The organism is Pseudomonas sp. IT-P100 (genome assembly GCF_949767185.1).
Taxonomy (GTDB): Bacteria; Pseudomonadota; Gammaproteobacteria; order Pseudomonadales; family Pseudomonadaceae; genus Aquipseudomonas; species Aquipseudomonas fluorescens_B.
The window spans coordinates 103848-123505 of the sequence record NZ_CATKQK010000059.1 but is presented as its reverse complement, the minus strand read 5'-3'; the positions used below and the strand labels follow the sequence as shown (position 1 = coordinate 123505).

The window sequence follows — 19658 nt, the reverse complement described above, 5'->3', positions numbered from 1 at the left end:
CTTAGAAGTTGCCTTGCACCCAGCTCTTGATGCGATCGATCAAGGCGGCTTTCGGCTCTTCATTGCTGTAGCTGTCGCGGCTGCTGATGCCCGAGAACGAAATCCCGTCGGACTGCTTTTGCAGGCCGTACATCAACAGGCCAACGCCGGTGGAATAAATCGGGTTGCGCACCACGTCGTCCAGACCCTTGACGCCATGGGGCACGCCCAGGCGGACCGGCATGTGGAAGATTTCTTCGGCCAGTTCGACCGCGCCTTCCATCTTCGACGTACCACCGGTCAGCACGATGCCGGCCGGGATCAGGTCTTCGTAGCCGCTGCGACGCAGTTCGGCCTGGATCAGCGTGAACAGCTCGTCGTAACGCGGCTCGACCACTTCGGCCAGGGCCTGGCGCGACAACTCGCGCGGTGGACGGTCGCCGACGCTTGGCACCTTGATGGTTTCACCGGCGCCGGCCAGTTTGGCCAGGGCGCAGGCGTAGCGAATCTTGATTTCTTCGGCGTACTGGGTCGGGGTGCGCAACGCCATGGCGATGTCGTTCGTCACCTGATCGCCCGCAATCGGGATCACGGCGGTGTGACGGATCGCACCTTCGGTGAAGATCGCGATGTCGGTGGTGCCGCCGCCGATGTCCACCAGGCACACGCCCAGCTCTTTCTCGTCGTCGGTCAATACCGAGTAGGCCGAGGCCAGCTGCTCGAGAATGATGTCGTCGATTTCCAGACCGCAGCGACGCACGCATTTCTCGATGTTCTGTGCCGCGTTGACGGCGCAGGTGACCACGTGGACCTTGGCTTCCAGACGCACGCCGGACATGCCCAGGGGCTCACGAACGCCTTCCTGGTTATCGATCACGTAATCCTGCGGCAGGGTGTGCAGCACGCGCTGGTCAGCCGGGATCGCCACGGCCTGGGCCGCGTCGAGGACGCGTTCAAGGTCGGCGGAGCTGACTTCGCGATCACGAATCGCGACGATGCCGTGGGAGTTCAGGCTGCGGATGTGATTGCCCGCCACACCGACGAACGCCGAGTGGATCCGGCAACCGGCCATCAGCTGCGCTTCTTCGATCGCGCGCTGAATCGACTGGACGGTGGACTCGATGTTCACCACCACGCCTTTCTTCAGGCCGCGGGACGGATGAGTGCCGATCCCGACGATTTCCAGCGTGCCGTCGTCCGAGACCTCGCCTACCAGCGCCACCACCTTGGAGGTGCCGATATCGAGACCGACGATCATTTTGCCGCTTTGCACGTTTGCCATGGGTCCTGCCTCTTCTTAATTCTTCGCGACAGCGGGTTGGGCTGTCGTGGGCGCTACAGGTTCCCGCCAGCCAACAGCGAGGCCGTTGGCGTAGCGCAGATCGATGCGCGCAATGTTCGTAATCTGTTCTTTAAGCGTCTTGTCGTAGATGGCAATGAAACGGCGCATCTTTTCCACCTGGTTGCCGCGGCCCAGCAGCAGTTCGATCCCCGGGCCTGCACTGCCGGCGCCGGTGGTCAGGAACCAGCTGCCCCGCTCACGCAACTCCAGGCGTGCAATCGAGAAACCCAACGGCCTGAGCATCTGGCTCAGCACCTGGTATTGCTGCATCACTTGCTGCTGAGCCCGTTGTGGGCCGAACAGCTGTGGCAAATGTTCGTAGTTCGCCAGTTCACGCGGGGTGAACGCCTGACCCTGGTTGTTCAACAGCGATTCGTCGCCCCAGCGGGCCACCGGCAGTTGTTCTTCCAGGCGGATCACCACTTGATCCGGCCATACCCGACGCACTTCGGCGTGGGCAATCCAGGGCATCTGTTCCAGCTCGGTGCGCATGCTCGCCAGGTCGATGGTGAAGAAGCTCGACGCCACGTAAGGGGCGATCCGCTGCTGCACCGCTTGCTGGCTGATGTAGCTCAGGTCGCCCTGCACCGCGACCTTGGAGATCGGCCGGTCGGCGTACGGCAGCAACCGCTGTGCGCCTTCGTAAGTACCGAACCCCACCGCCACTAACATCACCGGCCAGAACAAGGCTTTGAGAAAACCAAAATTGGCTTTCGGCAGGCGCGCGGACATCGGCTCTTTGGCCACCATTCGGCTGGCACCCCGCGGCACCGGCTTGCGGCCGGGTGCTGGTGGGGGCTGATGTCTCAACTGTGCGCCTTGCATGGTCTTACCCTCGCGCCTCGATGCTGGCTGCCAGAATCGCCAGAACCAGCTGCTGGAAATCCAGACCGGCAGCACGGGCCGCCATCGGCACCAGACTGTGATCGGTCATGCCCGGTGCGGTATTGACTTCGAGGAACCAGAACTGCCCGTCGGCGTCCTGCATCACGTCTGCCCTGCCCCAACCGGCGATACCCAGCGCCTCACAGGCTTTCGCCGTGAGGTCCATCAATTCTTTTTCCTTGGTGCTGTCCAGGCCACACGGAATCCGGTACTGGGTATCGGAAGCCACGTACTTGGCGTCGTAGTCGTAGAAGCTGTGCGTCGTGCCCAGGGCAATGGGTGGCAACACCTGGTCACGCAGGGTGGCGATGGTGAACTCCGGACCTTGAATCCATTGCTCGACCAACACTTGCGAATCGTAGGTACTGGCCGCTTTCCACGCGTCGATCAACTCGGACGCGGAGGTCACTTTGGCCATCCCGATACTTGAACCTTCATGGGCCGGTTTGACGATCAAAGGGAAGCCCAGTTCCGTCGCCGCCGAAATACAATCGGCCTCGGAACTCAATACCGCGTGGCGTGGCGTCGGAATGCCGAGGCTGTGCCAGACCTGTTTGGTGCGCAGCTTGTCCATGGCCAATGCCGAAGCCAGAATGCCGCTGCCGGTGTACGGAATGCCCAGGCACTCCAGCAGGCCTTGCATGCTGCCGTCTTCACCGCCACGACCGTGGAGAATGATGAAGGCGCGGTCGATTTTTTCGTTGAGCAAACGCTGCAACAGGTCATCGCCCACGTCGAGACCGAACGCGTCCACGCCGGCGCTTTGCAGCGCGTCGAGAACCGCGTTACCCGACTTCAGGGATACCTCACGCTCGGCACTCTTGCCGCCGAACAGCACGGCGACGCGGCCGAAATCTTTCGGCGCGATCGTGGAGACGAGGTTGGCGTAAGCAGCAGTCATTTCAACTTCCCCACGCTTGGCGCGGCAACGGCGCCAGCGAACAACGGACTGTTCAACAGTTTCGGTGCAAGACCGCCAATATCACCGGCGCCCTGGCACAGCAGGATGTCGCCGGCACGCAGCAGCGGCTTGACCACCGGCGCGAGGTCGACACCGCGCTCGATGTAGATCGGGTCGAGCTGGCCGCGCTGACGGATGCTGTTGCACAGCTTGCGGCTGTCGGCGCCCGGGATCGGCTCTTCACCGGCCGGATACACTTCCATCAGCAACAGGACGTTGGCGTCCGCCAGTACATTGACGAAATCGTCGTAGAGGTCGCGGGTGCGGCTGTAACGGTGCGGCTGGTAAACCATCACCAGGCGGCGCTCCGGCCAGCCACCGCGCACGGCCTTGATCACAGCGGCCACTTCAGTCGGGTGGTGCCCGTAGTCGTCGACCAGCATCACGCTGCCGTCTTCGACCGGCAGTTCGCCGTAGACCTGGAAGCGTCGGCCAACACCCTGGAAGCCGGACAGGCCCTGGACGATGGCTTCATCGCTGACGCCTTCGTCAGTGGCGATGCAGATGGTGGCCAGTGCGTTCAGCACGTTGTGGTTGCCCGGCATGTTCACCGAGACATCCAGCGGCTCGCGGTCAGGACGCAATACGGTGAAGAAAGTCTGCATGCCCTGCTGACGCACATTGATTGCGCGCACGTCGCAGTCATCGCCGAAGCCGTAAGTGACGGCCGGACGTTTGACCTGCGGCAGAATTTCACGCACCACCGGGTCGTCCAGGCACACCACCGCCAGACCGTAGAACGGCAGGTTGTGCAGGAACTCGACGAAGGTTTTCTTCAGTTTGTTGAAGTCACCGTCGTAGGTCGCCATGTGGTCGGCGTCGATGTTGGTGACCACGGCCACCAGCGGCTGCAAGTGCAGGAAACTGGCGTCGCTTTCGTCGGCTTCGGCGATCAGGTAGCGGCTGGTGCCGAGCTGGGCGTTGGTGCCCGCGGCATTCAGGCGACCACCGATGACGAAGGTCGGATCCAGGCCACCGGCGGCGAACACCGAAGCGATCAGGCTGGTGGTGGTGGTTTTGCCGTGCGTACCGGCAACGGCGATGCCGTGGCGATAACGCATCAACTCGGCCAGCATCTCGGCGCGTGGCACCACCGGGATGCGGCGTTCCAGCGCGGTGGCGACTTCCGGGTTGGAGGTGTTCACGGCACTCGACACCACCAGCACATCGGCGGCGGAAGCGTTTTCAGCGCGGTGGCCAATGAAAATCTGCGCGCCAAAGGATTCCAGGCGTTCGGTCACCGGCGAAGCTTTCAGGTCCGAACCGGACACTTCATAGCCCAGGTTCAGCAACACTTCGGCGATCCCGCACATGCCCACGCCGCCGATACCGACGAAGTGGATGCGACGGATGCGGCGCATTTCCGGTTGCGGCATGGCTTTCTGATTCTCAACCATGGGCCACCTCCAGGCAGGTATCGACCACGTTACGGGTCGCATCGGGTTTGGCCAGGCGGCGTGCCGCAGTGGCCATGTCGGTGAGTCGTTGTGGTTGCATCAGGACCTCTGTCAGGCGTGCGGCAAGATCCGCAGCGCCAGTCGTTCTTTGCGGCATCAGGAAGGCAGCGCCTTCACGGGCCAAATAATCGGCGTTGCGGGTCTGGTGATCGTCGATCGCGTGGGGCAAGGGCACCAGCATCGAGGGCAGACCGGCGGCGGCCAGTTCACTGATGGTCAGCGCGCCTGCTCGGCACACCACCAGGTCGGCCCAGCCATAGGCGTGGGCCATGTCTTTGATGAAAGGCTGCACTTGCGCCTCGACGCCAGCCGCGCGATAGCGCTCTGCAGTCACTTCATCGTGGTTTTTGCCGGCCTGATGAAACACTTCCGGGCGCAGGTCGGGGGCGACGAGCGACAGGGCTTCAGGCAGCAACTTGTTCAACGGTTCTGCGCCCAGGCTTCCGCCCAGGATCAGCAAACGCGCCTTGCGACCGGCCAGGGCGGGTCGCGGTGTGTCGAGGAACAGCTCGGTGCGCACCGGATTACCGGTGGTCCGTCGGCTGTCCGACAGGGTAAAGGTGTCGGGGAACGCTTCACAGACTCGGGCGGCCAACGGCACCAGCAACCGATTGGCGGTACCTGCCACCGCGTTCTGTTCGTGAACGATCACCGGCACACCAGCCAGTTTGGCTGCAACACCGCCAGGACCGGTCACATAACCACCAAAGCCGACTACGCACACCGGACGCAGCTGGCGAATGATCGCCCGCGCCTGCCAGACGGACTTGAGCAACATCAACGGCGCCTTGAGCAGGGACAATTTGCCCTTGCCGCGCAGACCGCTGGCATTGATCCGATGCAGCTCGATACCGGCCAGCGGCACCAGATCGTTCTCGATGCCACGCGGCGTCCCGAGCCAATGCACGGTGTAGCCGCGGGCCTGGAATTCGCGAGCGCAGGCCAGCGCCGGGAACACGTGGCCACCGGTGCCGCCCGCCATGATCAGAACGTTAGCGCCCATGGGTCGACTCCTCGGCGAAGTCGCTCTCATGAAACTCCATCTCTTCGCTGCCCAGATGGGTTCGACTTTCCCACTCGATGCGCAGCAACAAGCCGAGACAGGCACAGCAGATCACCAACGAACTGCCGCCATAACTGAGGAACGGCAAGGTCAGGCCCTTGGTCGGCAGCAGGCCGACGTTCACCCCGATGTTGATCAGGAACTGACCAATCCACAGGAACGACAGGCCATACGCGATGTAAGCGGCAAAGAATTGCTTGGCCTTCTCGGCCCAATACCCGATGTACATGCCGCGAATACAAACGAAGACGAATAGCGCGACCGTGCACAAGGAACCTACGGCACCCAGTTCTTCGGCCAGGACCGAAAACACGAAGTCGGTGTGGGCTTCCGGCAGGTAGAACTGTTTCTGCACGCTGTTGCCCAGGCCCACGCCCAGCCATTCGCCACGACCAAACGCGATCAATGCCTGCGATAACTGATAACCGGCACCGAACTGGTCAGCCCACGGATCGGCAAAGTTGGTCAGACGCGCCATTCGATACGGCTGTACCTGAATCAGCAGCACCACCGCCGCGACCGCCAGAACCACCATCAAGGAAAAACGGAACAGCCCGACCCCGCCGAGGAACAGCATCGCCGCCGCAGCGCCCATCATCACGACGGTGGCACCGAAGTCCGGCTCCATCAGCAACAGCCCCGCCATCGGCAGCAGCACGATGAACGGCTTGAAGAATCCCATCCAGCTTTCACGCACTTCTTTCTGGCGACGCACCAGATAACCGGCGAGGTAGATCACCACGAATACCTTGGCGATCTCGGAAGGCTGAACGTTGAAGAAACTGAAACCGATCCAGCGCATCGACCCGTTCACTTCACGGCCGATCCCCGGAATGATCACCATCACCAGCAAACCGAACGCACCAATCAGCATCAGCCAGCCCAGGCGCTGCCAGGTGGCGATCGGAATCATCATGGTGACGATGCAGGCACCCAGGCCCAGCACCACGTAGATCAGGTGGCGAATCATGTAGTACAAGGCACTGCCCGACTGCACGGCCGCCACTTCGGTCGAGGCCGATGCAATCATCACCAGACCGAGGCCGAGCAAGGCCAGGCAACCGGCGAGCATCGGGAAGTCGAGATCGATGCCGCGCCCGGTAATGAGCGGTGAAGGGTACGGCTTGATGATGTTGAGCAGGCTCATGCCAGATCCTCCACGGCGCGGACGAACTGGTGACCACGGTCTTCGTAATTCTTGAACATGTCGAAACTGGCGCAGGCCGGCGACAACAGCACCACGTCGCCCGGTTGTGCTACGGCCCGGCATTGCTCCACCGCATCGACCAGCGAACCGACGCGGATCAGCGGCACGGCGTCGCCAATGGCCTCGCCGATCTTGTCGGAGTCGCGGCCCATCAGGATCACGGCGCGGCAGTTGGCCGCCACCGGATCACGCAGATCATTGAACTCGGCGCCCTTGCCGTCGCCACCGGCGATCAGCACGACCTTGCCGTCGATGTCCGCGCCCAGGCCTTCGATGGCAGCCAGTGCGGCGCCAACGTTGGTAGCCTTGGAATCGTTGTAATAGCCCACGCCATCAAGGTCACGAACCCACTGGCAGCGATGCTCAAGCCCGGCGAACGTGCGCAGGCTCGACAGCATGGCGTCGAACGGCAGCCCGACCGCGTGGCCAAGGGCCAAGGCCGCCAGGGCATTGGACTGGTTGTGGGCACCGCGAATTTTCAACTCGCGCACCGGCATCAGGTTCTGGAATTCGAAGGCCAGGTACTTCTCGCCGTGCTCCTCCCGGATACCAAAGGCCTTGAAATCAGGCTTGCCCAAACCGAAGGTCCAGCAAGGCTGGCCTTCGCCAATCAATGGACGGGTCAGCGCGTCCTGACGATTGACCACAAATTGTTTGGCGCCGCGGAAGATCCGGTGCTTGGCCAGGTGATAGGCCGGCAGACCGCTGTAGCGGTCCATGTGGTCTTCGCTGATGTTGAGCACAGTCGCCACTTCGGCGTTGAGTTGGTCAGTGGTTTCGAGCTGGAAGCTCGACAACTCCATCACGTACAGCTCGACGTCATCGCGAAGCAGGTCCAGCGCCGGGGTGCCAAGATTGCCGCCGACGGCGACACGCTTGCCCGCCGCAGCCGCCATCTCGCCCACCAGGGTGGTGACGGTGCTTTTCGCGTTGGAACCGCTGATGGCGACAATCGGCGCCTTCGCATTACGCGCGAACAGCTCGATGTCACCGGACAGTTTCACGCCACGGGCAGCAGCGGCCTGCAGGGCCGGGGTCGCCAGCGCCAGGCCGGGGCTCACGTAGAGTTCGTCGGCACGGCACAGGAATTCGACGTCCAGCTCGCCACAACGCACTTCCACGTGCGGATAGTCACGCTTGAGCGTGGCCAGTTCCGGTGGATTTTCCCGCGTATCGGCGACAGCAAACGACGTGCCCCGGTTCGCCAGGAAGCGAACCAGGGACATGCCGCTCTTGCCGAGGCCGACAACGATGCGGAAGTGGTCAGAAGCGATCAGAGACACTCGTTCTACCTCAGCTTCAGGGTGGCAAGGCCGACCAGTACGAGAATCACGGTGATGATCCAGAAACGGACGATCACGCGTGGCTCGGGCCAGCCCTTGAGTTCAAAGTGGTGGTGAATCGGCGCCATGCGGAACACGCGGCGACCGGTCAACTTGAAGGATGCGACCTGGATGACCACCGACAGGGTTTCCATCACGAACACACCGCCCATGATGAACAGGACGATTTCCTGGCGGACGATCACCGCGATGGTGCCCAGGGCTGCGCCCAGCGCCAGTGCGCCAACGTCGCCCATGAAGACTTGTGCCGGATAGGTGTTGAACCAGAGGAAGCCAAGGCCCGCACCGATCAGCGCACCGCAGAACACGATCAACTCACCGGCGCCCGGTACGTACGGGATCAGCAGGTATTCAGCGAATTTCACGTTACCCGACAGGTAGCAGAAAATGCCCAGGCCACCGCCGACCATCACGGTCGGCATGATCGCCAGGCCATCGAGGCCGTCGGTCAGGTTGACCGCGTTGCTCGAGCCGACGATCACGAAATAGGTCAGGACGATGAAGCCGGCGCCCAGCGGAATGCTGTAGTCCTTGAGCATCGGCAGGATCAGGGTGGTTTCGACCGGCGTCGCAGCGGTCATATAAAGGAAGATCGCCGCGCCCAGGCCGAACACCGACTGCCAGAAGTATTTCCAGCGGCTTGGCAAGCCTTTGGAGTTCTTCTCGATCACCTTGCGATAGTCATCGACCCAGCCGATGGCACCGAACAGCAACGTGACCAGCAACACGGTCCACACATAGCGGTTGCTCAGGTCAGCCCAGAGCAAGGTGCTCACCCCGATCGACGACAGGATCAGTGCGCCACCCATGGTCGGCGTGCCGGATTTGGACAGGTGCGATTGTGGACCGTCGTTACGAACGGACTGACCGATCTGGCGGTTCTGCAACGTGCGGATCATCCACGGGCCGTAGCACAGCGACAGGACCAGCGCGGTCAGCACACCGAGAATCCCGCGCAGGGTCAGGTACTGGAAGACCGCGAAGCCTTTGTAGAACTGTTGCAGGTACTCCGCTAACAGCAGCAGCATCAATGTTTCTCCAGGCTGGACCCGCACAAAGCGGCGACGATGTTTTCCATCGCAGCGCTGCGCGACCCCTTGATCAAAATGGTGGTGTTTGTGTCTTGCTCGGCGCCGAGGGCCTTGATCAATTCAGCTTGGGTACTGAAGTGAAAAGCCTGCTCGCCGAAAGCCATCACGGCATGGGTCATCATGGGCCCGACCGCGTAAAGCGCGGAAACCTTGCCACGGGCGTACTCGCCCACGTCGCGGTGTCCCTGCTCCGCCCAATCGCCCAACTCGCCGATATCCCCGAGCACCAGAACGGTGCGTCCGGAAAAGCCGGCGAGTATATCAACGGCAGCGCACATGGAGGTGGGGTTCGCGTTGTAGGTGTCATCGATCACGCGCATGCCATTGGTGGCCAGTTGCGCAACGGTGCGGCCCTTGACCGGCTGCACGGCGCCAAGGCCGGTGGCGATACCGAACAGCGACACGCCCAGGGCATGCGCGGCAGCGGCGGCGGCCATGGCATTGGCAACGTTATGGGTGCCGAGCAGGTTCAGTTGGACGCGCTCCACACCGTCAGGACTGTGCAGGTTGAACGCCGGGCAACCGCGAGCGTCGCGGTCCAGGTCGCTGGCGTAGAAGTCGGCGCTGACGTTGCTCAGGGCGAAGGTCAGGACTTTGCGACCGGCGGCGCGGGTCTTCCAGATCTCGAAGGCCTTGTCGTCAAGATTGAGCACCGCGACGCCATCGGCCGCCAGTCCTTCAATAATCTCGCCCTTGGCTTCAACGATTTTTTCCGGCCCGCCGAACTCGCCGACGTGGGCGGTTCCGGCATTGTTGAGCACGGCCACATGGGGTTTGGTCATGCCGACGGTGTAGGCGATTTCACCAAGACGCGAAGCACCCAGTTCGATCACGGCCGCAGTATGTTCCGGCGCGAGTTCGAGCAAGGTCAGCGGCACGCCGAGGTCGTTGTTCAGGTTGCCGCGGGTCGCCAGCACCGGACCGCGCGTGCGCAGGATGCTCGCGAGCATTTCCTTGACCGTGGTCTTGCCGCTGGAGCCCGTGATGGCGGCAACCGGATGGGTAAACGCCGCACGATTCATCGCGCCCAATTGACCCAGCGCCTGACGGGTGTCCTTGACCAGCAATTGCGGCAGCGCGCTGTCGGCGACTTCGCGCTCGACCAGGGCACCGACGGCGCCTTTGCTGGCAACGTCGTTCAGATAATCATGACCGTCGAAGCGCGGACCGGTCAGGGCAATGAACAGCTGACCCGGCTTGATCGCACGGCTGTCGATGCTGACACCCTCGAACGTGGCATCGGCGAGGATCAATCGGCCATTCAGTGCGCGGGTCAGTTCGCTCAGTTTCAGGGGTTTAAGCATGGGCCACCTCCCACGCGGTCAACGCGTGATCCGCTTCGACCAGATCAGAGAAGTCGTGGCGCTGACCGTTGATTTCCTGATAGTCCTCGTGACCTTTACCGGCCAGGACAATCACGTCATCCACCGAGGCGCTAGCGATCAACTGGGCAATCGCCTGACCACGACCGGCGACGAAAGTAACTTTGTCCACATCGGTGAATCCGGCGCGGATGTCATCGAAAATCACGGCCGGATCTTCGGTGCGCGGATTGTCATCGGTCACCAGCACGCCATCGGCCAGACGCTCGACCACTTCGGCCATCAGCGGACGCTTGCCGCGATCGCGATCACCGCCGCAACCGAACAGGCACAACAAGCGGCCTTTGGCGTGCGGGCGCAGGGCCATCAATACTTTTTCCAGCGCATCCGGGGTGTGGGCGTAATCGACCACCACCAACGGCTGAGTACCGCCACCCAGGCGCTGCATGCGTCCGGCAGGGCCTTCGAGTTTTGGCAGGACCTTGAGAATTTCGTCCAGCGCATAGTCCAGACCGAGCAAGGCGCCGACCGCAGCCAAGACGTTGCTCAGGTTGAAGCGACCGAGCAAGGTGCTGCGCAGATGGTGCTCGCCTTGCGGTGTAACCAAGGTCGCGCGCACGCCTTCGTCGTCGAACTGCGCTTCGCGGCAATACAGGTAAGCGCTGCTGTCGAGCAGGCTGTAGGTGATCAAGCGCGATTCGCGTTTTTCGGCAGCCAGTTGCCGACCGAAATCGTCGTCGAGGTTAACCACCCGGCATTTCAGATCGTTCCAGGCAAACAACCTGGCCTTGGCTTCGCCGTAGGCTTCCATGGTGCCGTGGTAATCCAGATGATCGCGGGACAGGTTGGTCATCACCGCCACATCAAACGCCAACGCGGTGACACGCCCCTGATCCAGACCGTGGGACGACACTTCCATGGCCACGGCTTTGGCACCGGCCTTTTTCAGGTCAGCCAGGGTTGCCTGCACCGCGATCGGGTTCGGTGTGGTGTGCAGGCCGCTTTCCAGCGCGCCGTAGAAACCCGAGCCCAATGTGCCGACGATGCCGCAGTGTTGACCGAGCAGGTCCAGCGCTTGCGCCACCAACTGGGTCACGCTGGTTTTGCCGTTGGTGCCGGTCACGCCGACCAGGTTCAGGTGGCGGCTCGGGTCACCGTAAAAACGCCCGGCGATGTCCGACAGCTGCGCCGCGAGGCCTTTCACTGGGATCATCGGCACATCGGTGATCGGCAATACAGTTGCGCCTTCGACTTCATAAGCCACGGCCGCCGCACCACGCTGCAAGGCGTCGGTGATGTGCGCGCGACCGTCGAACTTGCCGCCGGGGACGGCAAGAAACAGGTCGCCTGCCCGTACGTTGCGGCTGTCCAGTGCCAATTCACGGATCAACAGATCGCGGCCGGCGTGGGCGAAAATCTTGTTCAGACTCAGAGACATCAGCCGCGCCCTCCATTGGCTTTCAGCGGAACGACCGGTGTTGCGTTGGCCTGTTGAACCGGTGGCAGGTTGTCCGGCGTGATGTTCATCAGGCGCAACGTCCCGGACATCACTTTGCTGAACACCGGCGCCGATACCAGGCCCCCGAAGTAACCGGCCTTGGTCGGTTCATCGATCACCACCACGATGGCGTAACGCGGATCGCTCATCGGGCCGAAGCCGGCGAACAACGAGCGGTAGGAATTCTCGGCGTAGCCTTTGGTGCCGACCGACGTTTTACGTGCGGTACCGGACTTGCCACCCACGTGATACGCCGGCACCTGCGCACGGAATACACCGCGCGGGGCCTCGATCACTTGTTGCAGCATGGTCTGCATGGTTTTCGCGACCGCTTCCGGCAACACTTGCGTGGTTTGCGGCGCCTTGTCGGTCTTGATCAGCGTCAGTGGCGCGAGGCGACCGTTGTTGGCCAGGGCCGAGAAGGCATGGACCAACTGGATCGCAGTCACGGAAATACCGTAGCCGTAGGACAGCGTCGCGGTTTCAGCCTTGCGCCATTCGCGGTAGTTCGGCAGGTTGCCCACGCGCTCGCCCGGGAAGCCGAGGCCCGTGTCCTGGCCGAGGCCGACTTTCTGCGCCAGACGGAAAATGGTTTCGCCGCCGATATCGAATGCGACCTTACTCATGCCGACGTTACTGGAGTTGATCAGAATGCCGGTCAGGTCGAGCACCGGACCTTCACTCTTGGAGACGTCCTTGATGGTGTACTTGCCAATCTGCAAGGTGCCCGGATACACCTCGACGGTGTCGGTCGGTTTCCAGCGGCCGGTTTCGATCGCAGCGCTCATGGAAATCGCTTTCATGGTCGAACCCGGTTCGAACACGTCGATCATCGCGCGGTTACGCATCATCGCCGGTTGCAGGTTGCGACGGTTGTTCGGGTTATAGGTCGGCTGGTTGACCATGGCGAGGATCTCGCCAGTCTTCACGTCCATGATCACCAGGCTGCCGGCCTTGGCGCCGTTCTCGATGATCGCGTTGCGCAGTTCGCGGTTGGCCAGGTATTGCAGACGCAGGTCAATGGACAACGCCAAGGGCTTGCCGGCCTTGGCGTTTTTGGTCACCTGAACATCTTTGATAAGTCGCCCGCGCCGGTCCTTGATGACCTGTCGCTTGCCGGGGACCCCGGCGAGCCATTCGTCATAAGCCAGTTCGACACCTTCACGACCGTGGTCATCGATGTCGGTAAAGCCCACCATGTGCGCGGTCACTTCGCCAGCCGGGTAGAAACGGCGGAATTCTTCAATGCCGTAGACGCCCGGTACTTTCAGGTCGAGCACGGACTGGCCTTGCTCAGGCGTCAGCCCGCGCACCAGATAAATGAATTCTTTGTTGGCCTGGGCTTCGAGACGTTCGGCCAGGGCTTTCGGATCCTGACCCAACGCGGCGGCCAGTGCGGGCCACTTCTCTTTGGCCAGCTGCATTTCCTTGGCGTTGGCCCACAGGGTGGTGACCGGGGTACTGACGGCCAATGGCTCGCCGTTACGGTCGGTAATCAGACCACGGTGAGCCGGAATCGGGATGTGACGAACGCTGCGCGCGTCGCCCTGACCTTTCAGGAAGGCACGGTCGACCACTTGCAGGTCAATGATGCGCCAGCAAATCGCCGCGACCATGACGCCGAGCAAACCCACCACCAGGCGAAAACGCCATGGGAACATTGCGCCTTCGAGTTTCATCATGGCGCCACCATCTGCACGTCAGCCGCGCCGGGGATGTGCATCTTCAGTTGCTCGGTGGCCAGGACTTCGATGCGGCTGTGGGCGGTCCAGGTGCTCTGCTCGAGAATCAGCCGCCCCCATTCCGCCTGCGCCTTGTCGCGCACGCTCAACTCGCTGTACAGCGAGTTCAACAGCTGACGGTTCCAGTGGGCGCTGTATGACACGCCGATGGCCGACACAAGCACGCCCACGAACAGCAGCAGCATGAAAAAGCTTCCGCCGGGCAGTGGCTTGGCGAAAAGCTTGCTCACCGCAGCTTCTCCGCGACGCGCATGACGGCGCTACGGGAACGTGGGTTGGCTTTGAGTTCGGCCTCGGAGGCGGACTGCGCTTTGCCATGGACTTTGATTTTCGGTTCGAAAGCGACGTGACGCACCGGCAGATTGCGCGGCAGGTTGTCGGCTTCGCCTTTCACCAGCTTGCGCATGAACAGTTTGACGATGCGGTCTTCCAGCGAATGGAAGCTGATGACGACCAGACGACCGCCGATTTCCAGGCATTCCAGCGCGGCTTCGAGGCCGGCTTCCAGATCGCCCAGTTCATTGTTGACGTGGATACGCAGGCCCTGAAACGCACGGGTCGCCGGGTTCTTGCCCTTTTCCCACGCCGGGTTGGCGACTTTCAGGACTTCAGCCAGGTCGCCGGTGCGCTCGAACGGCTTGATGTCGCGACGCTCAGCCACGGCACGCGCCATGCGGCCGGAGAAACGTTCTTCGCCGTATTCCTTGAACACCCGGGCGATTTCTTCCACCGGCGCGGTGTTGACGAACTCGGCGGCGCTGATCCCGCGGGACGGGTCCATACGCATGTCCAGCGGACCATCGTTGAGGAAACTGAAGCCGCGCTCAGGGTCGTCGAGCTGTGGCGAGGACACGCCCAGGTCAAGCAAAACGCCGCTGACCTTGCCGGCAAGACCGCGCTCGACCACTTCCGAACCGAGCTCGGCAAAGCTGCGCTGCACAACGACAAAGCGGCCGTCTTCGGCCGCTAGCGCTTGCCCGGTGGCAATCGCTTGAGGATCTTTATCAAATCCGAGCACTCGACCATCGGGACCCAGCTTGCTGAGGATCAACCGACTGTGTCCGCCGCGCCCGAACGTGCCGTCCAGATAGCAGCCATCAGGACGTACGGCGAGAGCCTCGACGGCTTCGTCAAGCAGTACGGTGATGTGGTTAAAGCCGCTATCAATAGTCACAGGATCAAATCACGCAGTTCATCAGGCATGGCGCCCGGTTGTTGAATAGCAGCCAGGTCAGCGGCAGAAACCGCATCCCAGGCATCCTCGTCCCACAATTGGAACTTGTTCAGTTGGCCTACCAGCATCGCGCGCTTGTCCAATCGGGCATATTCACGAAGACGCGGCGGAACCAGAAAACGACCACTGCCATCGAGCTCGAGGTCGACGGCATTACCAATCAGTAAACGTTGCAGACGGCGGTTCTCTTCGCGAAGCGAAGGCAGTGCGCGCAGTTTGGTTTCAATAATTTCCCACTCATCGAGGGGGTAAACACACAAACACGGATCAACGGCATCAATTGTGACGATTAGCTGCCCGGAACTACGCGAAACGAGCTCGTCACGGTACCGGCTCGGCATGGCGAGACGGCCCTTTGCGTCGAGACTGATAGCGTTAGCTCCGCGAAACACGTCAGCGTTTCTCCAAATATTAGCGTTTTGCGTTCAAAAAACCCACTTCATGCCACTTTCCGCCACTTGCGCACACTATAGGAATGCGGCCACCGCACCGTCAAGGCGCGGATTAAAGGAAAACCCTTACAGAACTGAGATTTAGGAGCGTATTAGGAGGGGTAACGAGAATCTGGCGGATGAATCTGTCCAATAACTTGAATCAGCACTGGAGGCTGCACTCAGAAGTTAAAGTAGTTTGTTAAGAGTAAGATTTTTTCGGTATTACAAAAGAGGATATGCGATGGATTATGCAAGGAGGGAAACTGCCATTACGAGCGCCCTGCTCAACGATTCAAGCAGGGAGGAAAAAAGGTGGAGAGTCGATCTGTAAGCCGGGTTCTGTCTTGAACAGTCATTCGTCTACGATGGCCATCACTGGACATCTTTAGCAACCTACCCGGTCCCAGCGCGGGCCACGCCTTGGGACCCTATTTGGTCTTGCTCCAAGTGGGGTTTACCTAGCCACGAACTGTTGCCAGACGTGCGGTGCGCTCTTACCGCACCTTTTCACCCTTACCGGCGCCGAAGCGCTTAGGCGGTTATTTTCTGTGGCACTTTCCGTAGGCTCACGCCTCCCAGGCATTACCTGGCACTTCGCCCTATGGAGCCCGGACTTTCCTCCCCCCCCTAATTTTCATAGAAGGCAGCGACTGTCCGATCGACTCTCCGCCGCGAAGGTTAACGGCAGAGCGGCCGAAGAACAAGCGTTAAACGCCTTCAGCCACGCCTGCACGTCGGGTTTTACTCGCCCTTCTGTTTATCCAGCGCCACCTGATACAGAACATTCTTGCGCTCGCCGGTAATTTGCGCCGCCAAGGCTGCGGCACGTTTGAGCGGCATCTCTTCGAGCAACAGATTGAGAATGCGCATGGCTTCACTGCTGACGGCGTCCTCGGTTTCGGGGGCCGACCAGCCCGCGACCAGCACCACGCACTCACCGCGCTGCTGATTGCTGTCCGACTCGACGAACTCGCGCAGCTCGGCCAAGGGCAGGCCTTTGAGGGTTTCGAAGGTTTTGGTCAGCTCCCGCGCCAGCAACGCCGGACGCTCCGGGCCAAAAACCAGCTCCATGTCTTGCAGGCATTCAAGGATGCGGTGTGGGGCCTCGTAGAAAATCAGCGTACGCGGCTCTTCTTTAAGCAGTTCAAGACGGGCACGACGACCGACAGCCTTCGCCGGCAGGAAGCCTTCGAAGATAAAACGATCCGAAGGCAGACCCGCCGCCGACAGCGCCGCGATCAATGCACAGGCGCCCGGAACCGGCACCACGTTGATTCCCGCCGCGCGAGCCTGACGCACCAGGTGATAACCCGGATCGGAAATCAGCGGCGTCCCGGCATCGGAAATCAGCGCCACATCGTCGCCAGCGAGCAGGCGGGTAATAAAGCGGCTACCTTCATCCCGCTCATTGTGTTCATGGCAGGCTGCCAGCGGCGTAGGAATGCCGAAGTGCTGCATCAATCGCTGGGAGTGACGCGTGTCTTCGGCGGCGATCAAGGCCACTTCGCGCAGGATCTTCAGCGCGCGCGCGCTGATGTCGTCCAGGTTGCCGATGGGCGTCGCCACCACATAAAGCGAGCCAGCAGCGGAATTCAAAGCACCTGGAGCAGTCAAAGCGCACACCTCATGATCGGTAAAAGCCGCCATTGTAGCGCGTAGCGATGCTTTCGATACGCGCAAGCAAGCCCGGTTTTTTAAGCCATTTGTGCAGTGCTGCAACATTTGTACGAGCTAAATTGATCGATTCACGCCAGCAACATCGCGCCCCGGCCAGTGCTTGGGTACAATTCCACGCTAATTTGATCGAGTATCAGGAACACTACATGATCGCTTGCCTGCGGCTGTTCACTGCCCTCTGCCTCGCTGCCTTGCTGGCGGCTTGCGCCAGCTCGCCCTCTTCCAGCCTTGGCGAACTTCCACGGACCCCGGATGCCAGCATCGAGCAACTGCTCGATCAGGCCGCCAAAAGCAAAACACCGGAGCAAGCTGCCCTGCTTCGCTTGAGTGCGGCAGACCTGGCTTATCGCCAGGGCAATGCCGGCCAGTCCGCGCAAATCCTGCAACAAGTGCCGGTCGAACAACTCAAGCCTGGCCAACAGGTATTTGCCAGCACCCTGGCGGCTGAACTGGCCATGACGCGCAATCAGCCGAAAGCTGCGCTGACGGCCTTGAGCCACCCGAGCCTGCAGCGCCTGGGCGAATTGCCTGTCGAACAACAGGTTCGCACTGGCACCGTGCATGCCCGCGCCCTTGAAGCCGATGGCCAGACCCTCGCCGCCGCACGGGAGCGTATTTTCATCGCGCCGATGCTGAGCGGTGAAGCGGCAAGCAAAAACCACGAAGCGATCTGGACCCTGATCGCCTCGCTGCCAACCGATCAACTGCAACCGACCACCAACGACGACCTCGGTGGCTGGATGGGCCTGGCGCTGGCGGTGAAAACCGCTGGCACCCTGGAGCAGCAGCAAGCCGCGATCGACACCTGGCGCGCCCAGAACCCTAAACACCCGGCCGCCGCCCAGTTGCCCCTGCCACTGACCAGGCTCAAGGAACTGGCCAGCCAGCCCCTGAGCAAGATCGCCCTGCTGCTGCCGCAAGACGGCCCGCTGGCAACCGTCGGCAAAGCGCTTCGCGAAGGTTTCATGGCGGCCCATTACCAGGCTCAACAAGCCGGTCAGAAACCGCCAGCCATCGAGTTCTATGACAGCTCGCGCCTGACCTCCCTCGACGAGTTCTATCGCAAGGCTCAGGCCGATGGCGTGCAACTGGTCGTCGGGCCACTGGAAAAGCCGCTGGTCAAACAGCTCAGCGCTCGTCCGCAGCTGCCGATCACGACCCTGGCGCTGAATTACAGCGAAGGCGAACAAGGCCCGGCGCAGCTGTTCCAGTTCGGTCTTGCCGCTGAAGACGAAGCGCGCGAAGTGTCCCGTCGCGCTCGCGCCGACGGCCTGCATCGCGCCGCCATCATGGTGCCGAAAGGCGAATGGGGCGATCGCGTACTGAGAGCGTTCAGCCAGGATTGGCAAGCCAACGGCGGCAGCATCGTTGCCACCGAACGTGTAGACCAGCCGGTGCAACTGGCCCAGCAGATTGCCGACATGTTCCAGCTGCGCCAGAGCGAAGGCCGCGCCAAGAGCCTGCAAAGCACTGTTGGTTCGCAGGTAGCCGCCCAGCCGTCGCGCCGTCAGGACATCGAGTTCATCTTCCTGGCCGCCACACCTCAGCAGGCCCAGCAGATCAAGCCGACCCTGAACTTCCAGTACGCTGGCGATGTGCCGGTGTACGCCACGTCCCACGTGTTCAGCGCCAGCGGCGACGCCAACCAGTACAACGACATGAATGGCGTTCGTTTCTGCGAAACCCCATGGCTGCTGGATGCCAATGATCCACTGCGCAAACAAGTGACTGCACAATGGCCACAAGCCGGCGGCAGCCTGGGCCGCCTGTATGCGATGGGCGTCGATGCCTATCGCCTGGCTCCACGCCTGGGGCAACTCAAGGCACTGCCGGACAGCCGCATCGAAGGCCAATCGGGCAGCCTGGGCATGACTCAGAACCAACGCGTGGTGCGCCAGTTGCCATGGGCCCAGTTCGTCAACGGCCAGGTTCAACGCCTGCCGGACACCCCGCGCTGATGCCTGACAGGTCACGCCAGCAAAGCGGTAAAGATGCCGAGCGCCACGCGCTCGAGCATCTTCAACAACAGGGTCTGCGCCTGCTGGCGCAGAACTGGTTGTGTAAACGCGGCGAGCTTGATCTGGTCATGCTTGATGGCGATACAGTAGTATTCGTTGAAGTTCGCTACAGAAAAAACACTCAATGGGGTGGCGCGCTCGATAGCATCGATGAGCGCAAACGGCAGAAACTGATTGTTGCCGCGCAGTATTTTCTTCAGCGCGAGTCGCGTTGGGCCAATTCCCCTTGCCGTTTCGACGTGGTCGCCATCGACAGCAACCACGATCAGTTGAACTGGCTGCAGAATGCCTTCGACAGCTGATCGCGTGCGTCCCGAAACGGACACTTTCACCCAACAATTTTGCTCTTTGCTTTGCGGGCTGCACATTCATGTGCCGAGTAGCCGCGCTAATTAAGGTCACACA

The 19658-nt window shown here is 61.5% G+C and carries 17 protein-coding genes and 1 other RNA gene; 2 read left to right on the top strand and 16 right to left on the bottom strand.

All coding sequences use genetic code 11. The features are described from left to right. Position 1: 1 nt before the first annotated feature. From ftsA to rsmI, 16 genes are all read right to left on the bottom strand, one after another. Complete coding sequence (ftsA, locus tag ACM6IQ_RS29925) at positions 2-1261, bottom strand: cell division protein FtsA (protein WP_017340681.1); 1260 nt, start codon at positions 1259-1261, stop codon at positions 2-4. A gap of 15 nt (positions 1262-1276) precedes the next feature. Next, positions 1277-2146, bottom strand: coding sequence for a cell division protein FtsQ/DivIB (locus ACM6IQ_RS29920; protein WP_017340682.1), 870 nt, complete (start codon positions 2144-2146; stop codon positions 1277-1279). A gap of 4 nt (positions 2147-2150) precedes the next feature. Further along, positions 2151-3107, bottom strand: a complete 957-nt coding sequence (locus tag ACM6IQ_RS29915; protein ID WP_017340683.1) for a D-alanine--D-alanine ligase — start codon at positions 3105-3107, stop codon at positions 2151-2153. Then, positions 3104-4564 carry a UDP-N-acetylmuramate--L-alanine ligase gene (murC, locus tag ACM6IQ_RS29910; RefSeq protein WP_414880539.1) on the bottom strand — a complete coding sequence of 487 codons (1461 nt, stop codon included), beginning with the start codon at positions 4562-4564 and terminating at the stop codon, positions 3104-3106. The genes ACM6IQ_RS29915 and murC overlap by 4 nt, the downstream gene beginning before the upstream one ends. Further along, positions 4557-5627, bottom strand: a complete 1071-nt coding sequence (gene murG, locus ACM6IQ_RS29905; RefSeq protein WP_017340685.1) for an undecaprenyldiphospho-muramoylpentapeptide beta-N-acetylglucosaminyltransferase — start codon at positions 5625-5627, stop codon at positions 4557-4559. The genes murC and murG overlap by 8 nt, the downstream gene beginning before the upstream one ends. Beyond that, on the bottom strand, positions 5617-6834 hold the full coding sequence (ftsW, locus tag ACM6IQ_RS29900) for a putative lipid II flippase FtsW (RefSeq protein ID WP_017340686.1): 1218 nt from the start codon (positions 6832-6834) through the stop codon (positions 5617-5619). The genes murG and ftsW overlap by 11 nt, the downstream gene beginning before the upstream one ends. After that, complete coding sequence (murD, locus tag ACM6IQ_RS29895) at positions 6831-8177, bottom strand: UDP-N-acetylmuramoyl-L-alanine--D-glutamate ligase (RefSeq protein WP_017340687.1); 1347 nt, start codon at positions 8175-8177, stop codon at positions 6831-6833. The genes ftsW and murD overlap by 4 nt, the downstream gene beginning before the upstream one ends. 5 nt (positions 8178-8182) lie before the next feature. After that, the gene (gene mraY / locus ACM6IQ_RS29890; RefSeq protein WP_008037292.1) at positions 8183-9265 is read right to left on the bottom strand and encodes a phospho-N-acetylmuramoyl-pentapeptide-transferase; all 1083 of its coding nucleotides are present in this window, start codon (positions 9263-9265) and stop codon (positions 8183-8185) included. After that, on the bottom strand, positions 9265-10632 hold the full coding sequence (locus ACM6IQ_RS29885) for a UDP-N-acetylmuramoyl-tripeptide--D-alanyl-D-alanine ligase (protein ID WP_414880538.1): 1368 nt from the start codon (positions 10630-10632) through the stop codon (positions 9265-9267). The genes mraY and ACM6IQ_RS29885 overlap by 1 nt, the downstream gene beginning before the upstream one ends. After that, positions 10625-12088 carry a UDP-N-acetylmuramoyl-L-alanyl-D-glutamate--2,6-diaminopimelate ligase gene (locus tag ACM6IQ_RS29880; protein WP_017340689.1) on the bottom strand — a complete coding sequence of 488 codons (1464 nt, stop codon included), beginning with the start codon at positions 12086-12088 and terminating at the stop codon, positions 10625-10627. Before ACM6IQ_RS29880 ends, ACM6IQ_RS29885 begins: the two co-directional genes overlap by 8 nt. Further along, entirely contained in the window at positions 12088-13827 is a 1740-nt protein-coding gene (locus tag ACM6IQ_RS29875; RefSeq protein WP_193393040.1) for a peptidoglycan D,D-transpeptidase FtsI family protein, read from the bottom strand. Before ACM6IQ_RS29875 ends, ACM6IQ_RS29880 begins: the two co-directional genes overlap by 1 nt. After that, positions 13827-14120, bottom strand: coding sequence for a cell division protein FtsL (gene ftsL / locus ACM6IQ_RS29870; protein ID WP_017340691.1), 294 nt, complete (start codon positions 14118-14120; stop codon positions 13827-13829). The genes ACM6IQ_RS29875 and ftsL overlap by 1 nt, the downstream gene beginning before the upstream one ends. Continuing rightward, a complete protein-coding gene (rsmH, locus tag ACM6IQ_RS29865; RefSeq protein ID WP_017340692.1) occupies positions 14117-15064 on the bottom strand; it encodes a 16S rRNA (cytosine(1402)-N(4))-methyltransferase RsmH in 948 nt (315 codons plus the stop codon). Before rsmH ends, ftsL begins: the two co-directional genes overlap by 4 nt. Continuing rightward, positions 15061-15516, bottom strand: coding sequence for a division/cell wall cluster transcriptional repressor MraZ (gene mraZ / locus ACM6IQ_RS29860; RefSeq protein WP_008025967.1), 456 nt, complete (start codon positions 15514-15516; stop codon positions 15061-15063). The genes rsmH and mraZ overlap by 4 nt, the downstream gene beginning before the upstream one ends. Before the next feature lie 354 nt (positions 15517-15870). After that, positions 15871-16224, bottom strand: an RNA gene (gene rnpB, locus ACM6IQ_RS29855) — RNase P RNA component class A. A gap of 75 nt (positions 16225-16299) precedes the next feature. Further along, positions 16300-17205, bottom strand: coding sequence for a 16S rRNA (cytidine(1402)-2'-O)-methyltransferase (gene rsmI, locus ACM6IQ_RS29850; RefSeq protein WP_017340693.1), 906 nt, complete (start codon positions 17203-17205; stop codon positions 16300-16302). Between the two features lie 176 nt (positions 17206-17381). Here rsmI and ACM6IQ_RS29845 point away from each other — a divergent pair, with 176 nt between their 5' ends. Further along, a complete protein-coding gene (locus ACM6IQ_RS29845) occupies positions 17382-19193 on the top strand; it encodes a penicillin-binding protein activator (protein ID WP_017340694.1) in 1812 nt (603 codons plus the stop codon). Continuing rightward, positions 19193-19555, top strand: coding sequence for a YraN family protein (locus tag ACM6IQ_RS29840; protein WP_017340695.1), 363 nt, complete (start codon positions 19193-19195; stop codon positions 19553-19555). The genes ACM6IQ_RS29845 and ACM6IQ_RS29840 overlap by 1 nt, the downstream gene beginning before the upstream one ends. The last annotated feature ends 103 nt before the right edge of the window (positions 19556-19658 follow it).

Bases quoted from the DNA above. Each gene is read 5' to 3' on its own strand.
- ftsA (WP_017340681.1), bottom strand. From the start codon at position 1,261: ATGGCAAACGTGCAAAGCGGCAAAATGATCGTCGGTCTCGATATCGGC.
- ACM6IQ_RS29920 (WP_017340682.1), bottom strand. From the start codon at position 2,146: ATGCAAGGCGCACAGTTGAGACATCAGCCCCCACCAGCACCCGGCCGC.
- ACM6IQ_RS29915 (WP_017340683.1), bottom strand. From the start codon at position 3,107: ATGACTGCTGCTTACGCCAACCTCGTCTCCACGATCGCGCCGAAAGAT.
- murC (WP_414880539.1), bottom strand. From the start codon at position 4,564: ATGGTTGAGAATCAGAAAGCCATGCCGCAACCGGAAATGCGCCGCATC.
- murG (WP_017340685.1), bottom strand. From the start codon at position 5,627: ATGGGCGCTAACGTTCTGATCATGGCGGGCGGCACCGGTGGCCACGTG.
- ftsW (WP_017340686.1), bottom strand. From the start codon at position 6,834: ATGAGCCTGCTCAACATCATCAAGCCGTACCCTTCACCGCTCATTACC.
- mraY (WP_008037292.1), bottom strand. From the start codon at position 9,265: ATGCTGCTGCTGTTAGCGGAGTACCTGCAACAGTTCTACAAAGGCTTC.
- ACM6IQ_RS29885 (WP_414880538.1), bottom strand. From the start codon at position 10,632: ATGCTTAAACCCCTGAAACTGAGCGAACTGACCCGCGCACTGAATGGC.
- ACM6IQ_RS29880 (WP_017340689.1), bottom strand. From the start codon at position 12,088: ATGTCTCTGAGTCTGAACAAGATTTTCGCCCACGCCGGCCGCGATCTG.
- ACM6IQ_RS29875 (WP_193393040.1), bottom strand. From the start codon at position 13,827: ATGAAACTCGAAGGCGCAATGTTCCCATGGCGTTTTCGCCTGGTGGTG.
- rsmI (WP_017340693.1), bottom strand. From the start codon at position 17,205: ATGGCGGCTTTTACCGATCATGAGGTGTGCGCTTTGACTGCTCCAGGT.
- ACM6IQ_RS29845 (WP_017340694.1), top strand. From the start codon at position 17,382: ATGATCGCTTGCCTGCGGCTGTTCACTGCCCTCTGCCTCGCTGCCTTG.
- ACM6IQ_RS29840 (WP_017340695.1), top strand. From the start codon at position 19,193: ATGCCTGACAGGTCACGCCAGCAAAGCGGTAAAGATGCCGAGCGCCAC.